General features: G+C 53.9%; 6 protein-coding genes, 9 tRNA genes and 3 rRNA genes. 12 read left to right on the top strand and 6 right to left on the bottom strand.

What is annotated here, in order from left to right:
* Positions 1–686: 686 nt before the first annotated feature.
* The 12 genes from DWX58_RS10645 (at position 687) to DWX58_RS10590 (ending at position 6960) form a co-directional block, all read left to right on the top strand.
* Positions 687–2218 (top strand): 16S ribosomal RNA (locus DWX58_RS10645).
* Positions 2219–2448: 230 nt separating this feature from the next.
* Positions 2449–2525, top strand: a tRNA-Ile gene (locus DWX58_RS10640).
* Positions 2526–2537: 12 nt separating this feature from the next.
* Positions 2538–2613, top strand: a tRNA-Ala gene (locus DWX58_RS10635).
* Positions 2614–2943: 330 nt separating this feature from the next.
* Positions 2944–5779, top strand: a 23S ribosomal RNA gene (locus DWX58_RS10630).
* Positions 5780–5930: 151 nt separating this feature from the next.
* Positions 5931–6006: transfer RNA gene (locus DWX58_RS10625), tRNA-Lys, on the top strand.
* A gap of 3 nt (positions 6007–6009) precedes the next feature.
* Positions 6010–6084, top strand: a tRNA-Glu gene (locus DWX58_RS10620).
* 122 nt (positions 6085–6206) lie between these two features.
* Positions 6207–6322, top strand: a 5S ribosomal RNA gene (rrf, locus tag DWX58_RS10615).
* The 16S, 23S and 5S rRNA genes sit together here with 9 tRNA genes alongside, the layout of an rRNA operon.
* A 37-nt stretch (positions 6323–6359) precedes the next feature.
* Positions 6360–6435 (top strand) — tRNA-Asn (locus tag DWX58_RS10610).
* A 65-nt stretch (positions 6436–6500) separates the two neighbouring features.
* Positions 6501–6577 (top strand) — tRNA-Ile (locus DWX58_RS10605).
* Between the two features lie 3 nt (positions 6578–6580).
* Positions 6581–6656, top strand: a tRNA-Trp gene (locus tag DWX58_RS10600).
* 39 nt (positions 6657–6695) lie between these two features.
* Positions 6696–6772, top strand: a tRNA-Asp gene (locus tag DWX58_RS10595).
* Positions 6773–6884: 112 nt separating this feature from the next.
* Positions 6885–6960 (top strand) — tRNA-Thr (locus DWX58_RS10590).
* Between the two features lie 264 nt (positions 6961–7224).
* Here DWX58_RS10590 and DWX58_RS10585 read toward each other — a convergent pair.
* The 6 genes from DWX58_RS10585 to DWX58_RS10560 form a co-directional block, all read right to left on the bottom strand.
* Positions 7225–8376, bottom strand: coding sequence for a site-specific integrase (locus DWX58_RS10585; RefSeq protein WP_118643686.1), 1152 nt, complete (start codon positions 8374–8376; stop codon positions 7225–7227).
* A complete protein-coding gene (locus DWX58_RS10580; protein WP_118643684.1) occupies positions 8357–8686 on the bottom strand; it encodes a hypothetical protein in 330 nt (109 codons plus the stop codon). The genes DWX58_RS10585 and DWX58_RS10580 overlap by 20 nt, the downstream gene beginning before the upstream one ends.
* Before the next feature lie 219 nt (positions 8687–8905).
* On the bottom strand, positions 8906–10294 hold the full coding sequence (locus tag DWX58_RS10575; protein ID WP_118643682.1) for a relaxase/mobilization nuclease domain-containing protein: 1389 nt from the start codon (positions 10292–10294) through the stop codon (positions 8906–8908).
* 34 nt (positions 10295–10328) lie between these two features.
* Complete coding sequence (gene mobC / locus DWX58_RS10570) at positions 10329–10667, bottom strand: plasmid mobilization relaxosome protein MobC (protein ID WP_118643680.1); 339 nt, start codon at positions 10665–10667, stop codon at positions 10329–10331.
* A gap of 725 nt (positions 10668–11392) precedes the next feature.
* Entirely contained in the window at positions 11393–11917 is a 525-nt protein-coding gene (locus tag DWX58_RS10565; protein WP_243093422.1) for a site-specific integrase, read from the bottom strand.
* Positions 11918–12451: 534 nt separating this feature from the next.
* The coding region (locus DWX58_RS10560) for a [Fe-Fe] hydrogenase large subunit C-terminal domain-containing protein (RefSeq protein WP_199648778.1) at positions 12452–13302 on the bottom strand (851 nt) is incomplete at its 5' end.

Below are 13302 nucleotides of genomic sequence, written 5' to 3'. Positions count from 1 at the left end.
TATATAATATGTAATAGAGAGTAGCACAAAAGGTGTCTTTCCGCAAGCTGGTTTTTGGCGAATGAATGTCCGCCAAGAGTGGACGAAGAAAAAATGAAAAATTTGAAAAAAGGTGTTGACAAAGGAGGAATGTTCTGGTAGTATAGGCAAGCGCTCCAACGAGGGGCACTCACCGAGACCGGTCAGCACAAACGAGCTTGAAAAAGCTCGAAAAAAGTGCTTGACAAACGGAATCGAGTGTGGTAACCTAGTTGAGCTGCTCGCGAGAGCGGCGCGCAACCCGGCAAAGTTTCGAATGAAGAGCTTCAAAAAAGTTTGAAAAAACTTGAAAAAAGTTCTTGACAAGCGAAATGAGCTGTGATAAAATAAACGAGCTGCTTGTGAGAGCGGCAAGCGATAGCCCCGGACGACCGGCGAATGAAAGAGCTCAAAAAAGTTTGAAAAAACTTGAAAAAAGCTCTTGACAAAGGAAAAACCGAGTGCTATAATGAAAACCCGCCGCGATGAGCGGTGTGCACCTTGTAAATTAAACAACGTGACAAACACGAAAAGCACCAGAAGGTGATGGTTGTTTTAAAAGCTTTGAACGAAGCTTGTAGGAACAACGTCAATTGATTTCTTTCTTTGAAGCTTGAATTAAGCTTCAATAAAATTGATTTAAGGAACTTCGGTTCTTTAGATACCATTTTATTGAGAGTTTGATCCTGGCTCAGGATGAACGCTGGCGGCGTGCTTAACACATGCAAGTCGAACGGAGTGCCAATGACAGAGGATTCGTCCAATGGATTTGGTTACTTAGTGGCGGACGGGTGAGTAACGCGTGAGGAACCTGCCTTGGAGTGGGGAATAACACAGTGAAAATTGTGCTAATACCGCATAATGCAGTTGGGTCGCATGGCTCTGACTGCCAAAGATTTATCGCTCTGAGATGGCCTCGCGTCTGATTAGCTAGTTGGCGGGGTAACGGCCCACCAAGGCGACGATCAGTAGCCGGACTGAGAGGTTGGCCGGCCACATTGGGACTGAGACACGGCCCAGACTCCTACGGGAGGCAGCAGTGGGGAATATTGGGCAATGGGCGCAAGCCTGACCCAGCAACGCCGCGTGAAGGAAGAAGGCCCTCGGGTTGTAAACTTCTTTTCTTAGGGACGAAGCAAGTGACGGTACCTAAGGAATAAGCCACGGCTAACTACGTGCCAGCAGCCGCGGTAATACGTAGGTGGCAAGCGTTATCCGGATTTACTGGGTGTAAAGGGCGTGTAGGCGGGATTGCAAGTCAGATGTGAAAACCACGGGCTCAACCTGTGGCCTGCATTTGAAACTGTAGTTCTTGAGTGCTGGAGAGGCAATCGGAATTCCGTGTGTAGCGGTGAAATGCGTAGATATACGGAGGAACACCAGTGGCGAAGGCGGATTGCTGGACAGTAACTGACGCTGAGGCGCGAAAGCGTGGGGAGCAAACAGGATTAGATACCCTGGTAGTCCACGCTGTAAACGATGGATACTAGGTGTGGGGGGACTGACCCCCTCCGTGCCGCAGTTAACACAATAAGTATCCCACCTGGGGAGTACGATCGCAAGGTTGAAACTCAAAGGAATTGACGGGGGCCCGCACAAGCGGTGGAGTATGTGGTTTAATTCGAAGCAACGCGAAGAACCTTACCAGGGCTTGACATCCTACTAACGAAGCAGAGATGCATTAGGTGCCCTTCGGGGAAAGTAGAGACAGGTGGTGCATGGTTGTCGTCAGCTCGTGTCGTGAGATGTTGGGTTAAGTCCCGCAACGAGCGCAACCCTTATTGTTAGTTGCTACGCAAGAGCACTCTAGCGAGACTGCCGTTGACAAAACGGAGGAAGGTGGGGACGACGTCAAATCATCATGCCCCTTATGTCCTGGGCCACACACGTACTACAATGGTGGTCAACAGAGGGAAGCAAGACCGCGAGGTGGAGCAAATCCCTAAAAGCCATCCCAGTTCGGATTGCAGGCTGCAACCCGCCTGCATGAAGTTGGAATCGCTAGTAATCGCGGATCAGCATGCCGCGGTGAATACGTTCCCGGGCCTTGTACACACCGCCCGTCACACCATGAGAGTCGGGAACACCCGAAGTCCGTAGCCTAACCGCAAGGGGGGCGCGGCCGAAGGTGGGTTCGATAATTGGGGTGAAGTCGTAACAAGGTAGCCGTTCGAGAACGAGCGGCTGGATCACCTCCTTTCTAAGGAGACCTCAGTAAACTTAAATGTTTGCTGTAATGTCCTAAGGTCAGACCTCTGGTGGTTGGCTGGATGTCACGTTGTTTAATTTAGAGGGTGTACGCTGCTGAGGAAGCGGGAACCCATTCGAAGCCCAGCGAAGCGGGTTTGAATGGGAGAGGAGAAGCAGCGAAGTGAGCGAGCTTTTGCCGGAAGGCGGAAGCGAGGGATGCGAAGCTTGCTTTGACGACACGGGCCCATAGCTCAGCTGGCTAGAGCGCACGACTGATAATCGTGAGGTCGGTGGTTCGAGTCCACTTGGGCCCACCACCCAAAACAGCCGGGGGTTTAGTTCAGCTGGTAGAACACTTGCTTTGCAAGCAAGGGGTCACCGGTTCGAGTCCGGTAACCTCCACCAACAAGATTAGATTGAAGTGTTTAGGCAAACGCCTGAGCATTTCAATCTGACCTTGAAAAAGGTTGGAAGTCTGCACCTTGAAAACTGAACAGTGAAGCAAGCAAGAAATTGCGAGCAAGCAACAGAGAGGTAACAAAGTTTTTTGTGGACTTTTAAATAAGGGTAACACAAACTACAATGAACCAAATCTGAGGCCTGCATAATTCTTGAGAACCAGCCAAACCAAATTGAAACCCAGCGAAGCGGTTTCGATTTGGAGAGGAGGCGTGATGAAGTGAGTGAGCTTTCCCGCTTGCGGGGAAGCGAATGATACGAAATCCACGCCGACGAGGTCAAGCTGATAAGAGCGCAAGGGGAATGCCTTGGCATCAAGAGCCGATGAAGGACGTGACAAGCTGCGATAAGCTGCGGTGAGCTGCACATAAGCTTTGACCCGCAGATTTCCGAATGGGGAAACCCGGCAGAGCAATACTCTGTCAGCGTGCGTTGAATCAAATAGGCGTACGCGGGGAACCGCCTGAACTGAAACATCTAAGTAGGGCGAGGAAGAGAAATCAACAGAGATTCCGCAAGTAGTGGCGAGCGAACGCGGAAGAGGGCAAACCGAAGGATTTATCCTTCGGGGTTGTGGACCGGCGCAACGGCAGGATAGGCTAGACGAATGGCATGGGAAGGCCAACCAGAGCGGGTGAGAGTCCCGTAGTCGAAAGCTGATTTCTGTTAGTCGAGTTCCAGAGTACCGCAGGACACGTGAAACCCTGTGGGAAACTGGGGGGACCACCCTCCAACCCTAAATACTACTTGATGACCGATAGAGGAGCAGTACCGTGAGGGAAAGGTGAAAAGGACCCCGGGAGGGGAGTGAAATAGAACCTGAAACCTTGTGCTTACAAGCACTCAAAGCTCGTTAATGAGTGATGAGGTACTTTTTGTAGAACGGTCCGGCGAGTTATTGTACGTAGCAAGCTTAAGGTATTCAGTACCGGAGGCGAAGCGAGAGCGAGTCTGAATAGGGCGACTGAGTTGCGTGCAATAGACCCGAAACCAGGTGACCTATCCATGGGCAGGTTGAAGTGGAGGTAAAACTCCATGGAGGACCGAACCGACCCCCGTTGCAATGGTGGCGGATGACCTGTGGATAGCGGAGAAATTCTAATCGAACTTGGAGATAGCTGGTTCTCCCCGAAATAGCTTTAGGGCTAGCGTTAGTTTAGATTACCGGAGGTAAAGCACTGAATGGGCTAGGGGCTGATAAAGTTACTGAACCCTATCAAACTCAGAATGCCGGCTAATTGATGACTAGCAGTCAGACTACGTGAGATAAGTCTCGTGGTCAAAAGGGAAACAGCCCAGACCTACAGCTAAGGTCCCTAATATACGCTAAGTGGAAAACGATGTGGAATTGCGAAAACAACCAGGATGTTGGCTTAGAAGCAGCCACTCATTAAAAGAGTGCGTAATAGCTCACTGGTCGAGTGATTCTGCGCGGAAAATGTAACGGGGCTAAGCGTATAACCGAAGCTTAGGATGCAGCAATGCGTGGTAGGGGAGCGTCGAATGCGGGGTGAAGTCAGAGCGGAAGCACTGGTGGACTGTATTCGAGTGAGAATGCCGGAATGAGTAGCGAGAATTATGTGGGAATCATAATGGCCGAAAATCTAAGGTTTCTTGGGGAAGGTTCGTCCGCCCAAGGTAAGCCGGGAGCTAAGGCGAGGCCGAGAGGCGTAGTCGATGCACATACGGTTGAAATTCCGTAGCCACCGAAACTTAAGCTAGAAGGACACTTGGAGCTATCCGGACCCGGGCGTTGGTTGACCCGGGCGTAAGGGACCGAAATTAAGTAGGGAAGCCGGAGAATAACGAGGCGAGAAAAGTTCTAGTGTATGCTAAGGTGCCCGTACCGCAAACCGACACAGGTAGATGAGGAGAGAATCCTAAGGCCAACGGGAGAAGGGTTGTTAAGGAACTCGGCAAAATTACCCCGTAACTTCGGGATAAGGGGAGCTCCGAAAGGAGCCGCAGAGAATAGGCCCAAGCGACTGTTTACCAAAAACACAGGTCTATGCTAAATCGAAAGATGACGTATATGGGCTGACGCCTGCCCGGTGCTGGAAGGTTAAGAGGAGGGCTTAGCGCAAGCGAAGGTCTGAATTGAAGCCCCAGTAAACGGCGGCCGTAACTATAACGGTCCTAAGGTAGCGAAATTCCTTGTCAGGTAAGTTCTGACCCGCACGAATGGCGTAACGATTTGGGCGCTGTCTCAACAGCCCACCCGGCGAAATTGTAGTACTGGTGAAGATGCCAGTTACCCGCAACTAGACGGAAAGACCCCATGGAGCTTTACTGTAGCTTAATACTGAGGATTGGTAAATGATGTACAGGATAGGTGGGAGACTTGGAAGTCAGGGCGTCAGCCTTGATGGAGTCACCCTTGGGATACCACCCTTCATTTGCTGGTTTTCTAACCTGCGGCCGTGAATCCGGTCGGGGGACACTGTTAGGTGGGCAGTTTGACTGGGGCGGTCGCCTCCTAAAAGGTAACGGAGGCGCTCAAAGGTTCGTTCAGCACGGACGGAAATCGTGCAGTGAGTGTAAACGCATAAACGAGCCTAACTGCGACACCGACGGGTGGAGCAGTAACGAAAGTTGGAGTTAGTGATCCGGCGGTATGCAAGTGGAAGTGCCGTCGCTCAACGGATAAAAGCTACCCTGGGGATAACAGGCTGATCTCCCCCAAGCGTCCACAGCGACGGGGAGGTTTGGCACCTCGATGTCGGCTCGTCACATCCTGGGGCTGAATTCGGTCCCAAGGGTTCGGCTGTTCGCCGATTAAAGTGGCACGCGAGCTGGGTTCAGAACGTCGTGAGACAGTTCGGTCCCTATCTGTTGCGGGCGTAAGAGATTTGAAGGGAGCTGTCCTTAGTACGAGAGGACCGGGATGGACAGACCTCTGGTGCACCAGTTGTCGTGCCAACGGCACAGCTGGGTAGCTACGTCTGGACGAGATAAACGCTGAAAGCATCTAAGCGTGAAACTCCCCCTAAGATTAGATCTCTCATCCTTTAAGGAGTAAGGCTCGACGTAGACTATGTCGTTGATAGGTCGGAGGTGGAAGTGCTGCGAGGCATGTAGCTGACCGATACTAATAAGCCGAGGGCTTGACCTAAAAGGTCGAAAAGGAATGCAGGCGCTTGTAAGCGATGGAAAGTTGTTTCACTGTTCGGTTTTCAGGGCGCAGGCAGCGCGCTTTCCATATTCTTGCGAAAAAGAAAGACATGAAGTTTTCTTTGCGTACTTTCTTTTTCAAAAGAAAGTACGCGCCTTTAGCTCAGTTGGTAGAGCAACTGACTCTTAATCAGTGGGTCCCGGGTTCGAATCCCTGAAGGCGCACCATCTGGCCCGTTGGTCAAGCGGTTAAGACGGCGGCCTCTCACGCCGCAAACATGGGTTCGATTCCCGTACGGGTCACCAATTTTTAAAAATTGGACTTGACAATTGAGTAAAAACGGATATAATACTTACTGTTGAAAAGACGGTAACGAGCGAAAAGCTCTGGTTTTCGTTGGTTACTTTCTTTTCAAAGAGAAAGTTCAGTTGGTGTTGATTAGAGCGAGGGTCCACCCGTTCCCATTCCGAACACGGAAGTTAAGCTCGCTTCTGCCGAAGATACTTGTCTGGAGACGGACCGGGAAAATAGGTAACGCCAACACAAGGGTCCGGTCCAACCGGACCGGACCCTTTCACATTCCTCAATAGCTCAGTCGGTAGAGCATGCGGCTGTTAACCGCAGGGTCGTTGGTTCGAGTCCAACTTGGGGAGCCAGAAAGCGGCTTGCCGCCAACAATGACGGCAAGCCGCTCTTTCCGAAATATCGTGTGAACGGCTATGGGCCTTTAGCTCAGTTGGTTAGAGCAGCCGGCTCATAACCGGTCGGTCCACGGTTCGAGCCCGTGAAGGCCCACCACATAGGGGTATAGCTCAGCAGGTAGAGCAGCGGTCTCCAAAACCGCGTGCCGAGGGTTCGATTCCTTCTGCCCCTGCCATATAAATAACAGAACAATCTGTTTTGATAAATCTTAAATGGCTCGGTAGTTCAGTTGGTTAGAACGCCGGCCTGTCACGCCGGAGGTCGAGGGTTCAAGTCCCTTCCGAGTCGCCATTTAATAACTCCAGCCGGATGGCTGTTTGAATAGCCCCCGGGAATTCCCGGGACGCCTTGGAAATTCCAGGTTTGGCCTGTTCAACATAGTTCCCCTTTTGGGGACAAGCATGCTGCTATAGCTCAGTCGGTAGAGCGCATCCTTGGTAAGGATGAGGTCGGCAGTTCGAATCTGCCTAGCAGCTCCAAAAAGCCTTGAAAACTTCGGTTTTCGAGGCTTTTTTGTTGCAATTTTTGATTTTTCAGTGTGGGTCAGACTATGGGTCAGTTGGTTGACCCACACCGTGACCCACGTCGGCGCAAGCTCCATATCCCTCGCTTTGCCCTTGCGGGCAAAGCTCGCTCATTCCACTGTGCCTCCTTTTCCCATGCGACCCGCTTGCGCTGGGCTCGCATGGGAGTATGTAAGCGCACCGGATAGGTTTTCCTGTCCGGTGCGCTTTTTCTCTGCCTTACATGATCTGTGCCATGAAGCTGCCCATTGTGGCTGCTGCTTCGTCCTGTTTCTGCCGGGTGGCGTGGGTGTAAGTGCGGAGGGTGAACCCGGCATCATAGTGGCCCAGCATGGAGGACACCGTCTTTACATCCACGCCGTTCTGGAGGGCTGTGGTGGCGAAGGTGTGCCGCAGATCGTGAAAGCGGATGTGGGGCAGTCCTGCGTCCTTTAGGATCTTCTTATGGAGGTTGACCACCGAATCCGGGTGGTATAGTTCTCCAGTGATCGGGGAGGGGAACAGGTAAGGGTTGTCCGGATGTTTGTTATGTTCCTGGATCAGCAAGTCCACCGCTGTCTGCGGGATGGACACCAGGCGGACGGAGTTCTCCGTCTTGGGCCGGGTGAGCTCCAGGGAGCCGTCCGGGTTGCGGACATACTGTTTGCTGACCGAGATGGTTTTGTTCTGGATGTCCACATCGTCCCAACGCAGGGCCACCAGTTCGCCTTTTCGCAGGCCGCTGACCAATTCCAGGTAAAACATGGGGAGCAGGTCTCGGGCCTTGGCTGCCTCCAGATAGGCATGCATGTCTTCAGAGGGAAGAATCTGCATCTCGATCTTTCGGGGCTTGGGGGCGATACAGTCCTCGGTGGGATTCCTGGGGATGAGCCGTTCCTTCACCGCCCGTTCCAGGGCGGTGTGGAGCATGAGATGGACGCTGCGGACGGTGGTGGTACTCAGTCCCCTTGCTTCTCCCTTTCCGACATGTATTCTGCCGTGCTCCAATAACTCCTTGTAGAGCTTCTGCAGGTGCCGGGTGGTCAGCTTCTTGAGTTTGATGGCTCCGATCCGGGGAATGGTGTAGCGCTCGATGATGAGTTCATACCGGTTTGCCGTGGCGGTGCGAACATTTGGTTTGGCATAGAGCTCATACCAGGTGCGCAGCCATGTGGCCACAGTGTATTCTTCGGTGCGGCTCACATCCAGCCCCTGGCACTCCTCCAGAGCCTTTTTTAGCTTTTCCTTGACCTCTGCCTGGGTCTTGCCCAGCACATTCTTGATGATCCGCTTGCCGGTCTTGGCATCATACCCGGCGGTGTACCGACCCTCCCAGCGTCCGTCCTTCCGTTTTCTGATGCTGCCCTCTCCGTTAGCCCGTTTCTTTGACATGAGGTGTCACCTCCTGTTCTGCTGCCTTACAGGCTCGCTGTTCTTGTTCGTACTGGAAAGAGTACAGACCGTCTGCCTCCAGCTCTTTCGCAATGCCCCAGGCCAGCTTAAAGCCTGCCATAAAACTGGCCAGAGAGGTTTTCTCCCGCAGAAGGTTTTGGGCATCCACAAGCTGCATCAATTTACGCCGCTGCAGCTTGTCCAGACAGTCCCGTACCTCCTGGCGGGTCTGTTCAATTTCTTCCTCCAGCTCTGTGAAGTCCGGCTCCTGGAAGAACCGCTGGTGGAGAGCAGTCATGTAGTCATTCATTGTGCCTCGCCTCCTTTGCAGCAACACACAATACCAGCTTTTCCGATGGATAGTCATAGGGAATGGGCAGAGTTATCAGAACAGTAACAATTACCTAGCAGAAGGTTCTACGGATATCTTTGTTAACGGTGTACTATTTTCTCTGCCCCTATTCTTTGATTTGCGATGTAGTTTTTAATACGCTTAGGGCTCCGCACTTGAGTGTGCAGAGCCCCAGCGTCACATCATCTGCTGTCCCTGATCGTGGTCATCTTTCTTATGCCCCAGGGCAATCTTTTTCCTTTGTTCTTTCGCCAGTGCTTTTCGATCTCCTCGGCTATGTCTGGTGGTAGCATCCAGAACATAGTCATCGTTACTTCCTTCCAGCCTGGAGAGCAGCCGAAGTACCTCATCCGTTATGTCAGCGTCTGCCACATCAGGATGCACACCGGTACTGCCGCCGCCGCTGAACTCATAACAATGAAGGGGATCCATCTGCGGAGCGAGGCAATCGCCTCCTGGGTATCCTTCTGAAAGGTTGTCCGGATCTCGGAGAGCTCCCTGGTAAACTCGTCTCTCTGCCTCCCATCCCGTTTGCGTTCCTCCCTCATTTCCGAGAGAATCTCTCCCATCGCCTGATGGGTTTTCTGATTGAGAGCCTGTGTCTGCTCCAGCCACTGATGAAGCTGTTCCGCCGTAGCCAGCGGCTCCAGGCTCTCTTTTGTGGCCAGAGCTGCCATAGATGCCTGAATCGTTTTCTGTAGTGCCAAGGTCTGCTGCAGGACCTCCTCCAGCCGCTCCACGGTCTGTACTGGCATGGTGTACAACACATTGGGCTTCTGGTCCGTGAGAGTAGGTGGCGCCGCCCGCTGTTTGAGTGTGGCTAAGGCGCTGTTTTGCTGCCTGGTTTCGTATTCCAAACTCATGCTCCATATTCTCCTTTCTGAACTTTAGCTCGTGCAGCTTATCGTCTCTGCACTTCATTCCGGTAGGTGTGATGTAGGTGATGTGCTTTCGACGTTCCTCCCAGCGCACCTGGTAGCCCCGTCGCTTCATCTCCTGTATGAATTCTTCCCGGCTGCCAGCTTGCCGCATGGCGGCCTCCACCGTGGTGATGAGCTGAAACTTCCAGCTCTCTCCACGCATAGCGGCCCGGTACTCCCCTGCGCTCAGACCAGAGGTCCGGTGCTCCTGCCGGTATGGCTTCAAGGTTGACAGGCTGTGTTCCATGCAGATCTGGTCGCTGACCTTTCGCATCTGCTCCAGCGTTCTGGGAGTGAAATGGAGCTTCTTCCCGGTATCCGGATGGACGGAATTGACTACCAGATGGGAGTGAAGGTGCTCCCGGTCCACATGAGTTGCCACCAGGACCTCACAGCCGGGGAAGAATCGCTCCGCCAATTCCAGACCGATCTCATGGGCCTGGGCGGGAGTAAGATATTCTTCTGGGGAGAAGGACTGGGTGTACTGGTAGAAGAAGGTGCCTGTGTCTTTTCCGTAGAGGTGTTTGGTGGCCATGAAACTCTGCATAGCCACATCTGCCACGCAGTTGACCCCCGTCAGGTAGCGGTGGCCCTTTTCGTCCATGGTTTTCTTTGTCTGGGATACATACTGGATCACCCGTCCCATGCTCCCAGCCGTCTGCTTACGTTCCTTGATGAAGCTACAGGTCGCCGTGGTGAATCACCGGACCTTTCTCCGTCAGTGTGCTGACCGCCTCATAGGTCTTTCCCAGGGCCGCGGTAAGCTCCTGCAGATAGACAGTCTGAACTCGCCCCTGATGGGCCAGGGCAGTCAGCTGGTTTAGGTTTTTGCCCCAGGCACGCAGCTCCGAGAGGAGCGGCTTGAGCTCCTCCATCACATAGATGGGATGATGCAGGGCTGCATCCAGCAGATACTCCTGTTGGCTCAGCCCGGAGCGCTTGATCTTTGCGCTGACCTGCTTCCTCTCGGCTGGGGTTACCCGGAAGGCGATTACCTGGTTTCTGGTTCGTGTTGCCATGCGTTCTCACCTCCACATAAAAATTTGGTATGCTGCCGCTCCCTGTCCGGGAACGATAACATACCAAACATTTTTGTGGATAGCCAGGGCAAACGGGCAGAGTTAAGAGAAAGTTATCAATTACGGTGCTTGGGCAAAACCCTTATTTTGTTTCCTGCGGCGCAGGTCTTGCGGTGCGGAGGAGAGGCGCAGCTGCGGTCAGCGGAAAGTGGGTGCGGGCTTCTGCCCGCAAAAAGGCGTTTGGCAGCCGCTCGCGGCAAGCCAAACGCTCTGCTTGCCCCACCCAAGGGTGGGTAAAATCGTCTCCCCACAACTGTCGGTTTCTATCCGCACTGCGGGGAGGTGAGGTGTGGTTTCTCCCGCTTTTTTTCACATCGGCCCTGCGCCTTTTCTTCGCAAGCGGTATCCCCCTCGTTTCCGCCCAAAGAGGCAAAAAACGCTCATTCACCGCTCTGACTCTACCCACTAAATCCGCTTGCGCTGGGCTTCGATGAGGACCCATTTATCTCCCGTTACCGGCCCAAATCTGCCTTGACATGCTTTTGTTGGGCCGTTACCCTAGCCAACCCTCAAAACCGCCACACAGCGGCTCACAAGGGCGAACAGTGGGGGCTAAAGGAGCCTCCCGTATTGCGCGTTTGACCCACACGCTGACCCACACGGGGAAAGGGCTAAAGAGTGCCGGACGGGAAGTTTGCGCTTCCAGTCCGGCTTTTTTCTCTGCCTTATATCACCTGTGCCATGAAGCTGCCCGTCGTTTGGGTTGCTTCGTCCTGCTTTTGCCGGGTGGCGTGGATATAGGTGCGGAGGGTAAACCCGGCAACATAGTGGCCCAGCATAGAAGACACAGTTTTCATATCGACGCCATTTTGCAGGGCCGTGGTAGCAAAGGTGTGGCGTAAATCATGAAACCTGATATGAGGCAGGCCTGCGTCCTTCAGGATCTTCTTATGGAGGTTTACCACTGAATCCGGGTGGTATAGTTCCCCGGTGATCGGGTAGGGGAACGGGTAGGGACTGTCTGGGTGCTTGCTGTGCTCCTGGATCAGCAGCTCCGCCGCTGTTTGAGGGATGGACACCAGGCGTACGGAGTTTTCCGTCTTGGTCCGGGTGAGTTCCAGGGAACCATCCGGGTTCCGGACGTACTCTTTGCTGACCGAGATTGTTCTGCTCTGGATGTCCACATTGTCCCACTGCAAGGCCACCAGTTCGCCTTTCCACAGGCTGCTGACCAATTCCAGATAAAACATGGGGAGTAGATTTCTGCCCCTAGGAAACTCCACATGGCCAGCAGGATTATACGGTAGTAGCCGTTGGTCTACGGCAGATTTCAGCGTATGGTAGAGCACGATGTGGATGCCGTGGACGGTGATAGTGGATAGCCCACGGCTTTGACCGGACGGGGATGGACTCTACCGCTCTGCTTTAAAGTGTCATAGAGTTTTTGCAGATTGGCTGTTCTGATTTGCGTGACTCCCTTTTATCCAAGGCAGGGGTACATAGTGCTTCAGAGCCTTGCGGTATGAGGCAAAACAAAGTTGCCGACTGCGTCGACGCCCTTGTCTCAAGTTGTCTGATAACGAAGGGCACACGAAAATGACCTGGTAACCAACAGGGTATGGTATAGTTTCATGCCCTTCTCATGCGCCCGACAATTTGGTGACTCAATGACAGCAGCTAAGGCACAGTGGATAGTACAGCATGGTTACTGTTGTGGAATATAACATCAAGCAAATTAAAGCAAAACCATATTGGTTTAGCTTGCTGAATTTTTGAAAAGGGAATTATCCGGTTTTCCGCTGGTTGGGCATGGCCCAAGCGGTGTGGTCGGTGTGGAGCAGGTGCTCGGAGACCTCGCTGAGGGGCTTGCCCAAAAACTCCCGGTACAGGGCCTGGACCTGGGGGTTCTCGTGGGAGAAGCGCAGGGGGGCCTGGCGGTCCAGCTGGTGGAGCCGGTCGCTCCGGACGCCGCCCAGCTCCCGGTCCTCCTTGTCAATGGGCTGGCCGCCGCCGCCCACGCAGCCGCCGGGGCAGGCCATGACCTCCACAAAGTCATAGTGGGCCTTGCCCGCCAGAATGCGCTCCAGCAGCTTTCGCGTGTTGCCCAGGCCGCTGACTACGGCGCAGCGCACCGGCGTGCCCGCCAGGTCGTAGGTGGCCTCCCGCAGGCCAGGCCCCTCCCCCAGCTGGGAGAAGGACTCCGGGTCGGGGTTCTGCCCGGTGAGCAGGAAGGAGGCCGAACGCAGGGCGGCCTCCATCACGCCTCCGGTGGTGCCGAAGATGACGCCGGCGCCGGTGGACACGCCCATGGGGTCGTCCAGGGGTTCCTCCGGGAGGAGAGCGGGGATAATCTTGTCGGCGCGCAGCATGCGCACAAACTCCCGGGTGGTGAGTACCAGGTCCACGTCGGGACCGTGCTCGGTGGACATGGTGGGCAGCTCGCTCTCCGCCTTCTTGGCCACGCAGGGCATGATGGACACGCAGAAGATCTTCTCCGGCTCCACCCCCAGCTTCCGGGCCAGCCAGCTCTTGGCCACACTGCCGAACATCTGCTGGGGACTCTTGGCGGTGGACAGCCGGCCGGTGAGCTGGGGATACTGGCCCTTGAGGAACCGCACCCAACCGGGGCAGCAGC

Source organism: Pseudoflavonifractor sp. AF19-9AC (genome assembly GCF_003478995.1).
Lineage (GTDB): Bacteria > Bacillota > Clostridia > Oscillospirales > Oscillospiraceae > Lawsonibacter.
The sequence above is the reverse complement of the archived record's forward strand: the minus strand, read 5'-3'. Positions and strand labels throughout refer to the sequence as shown.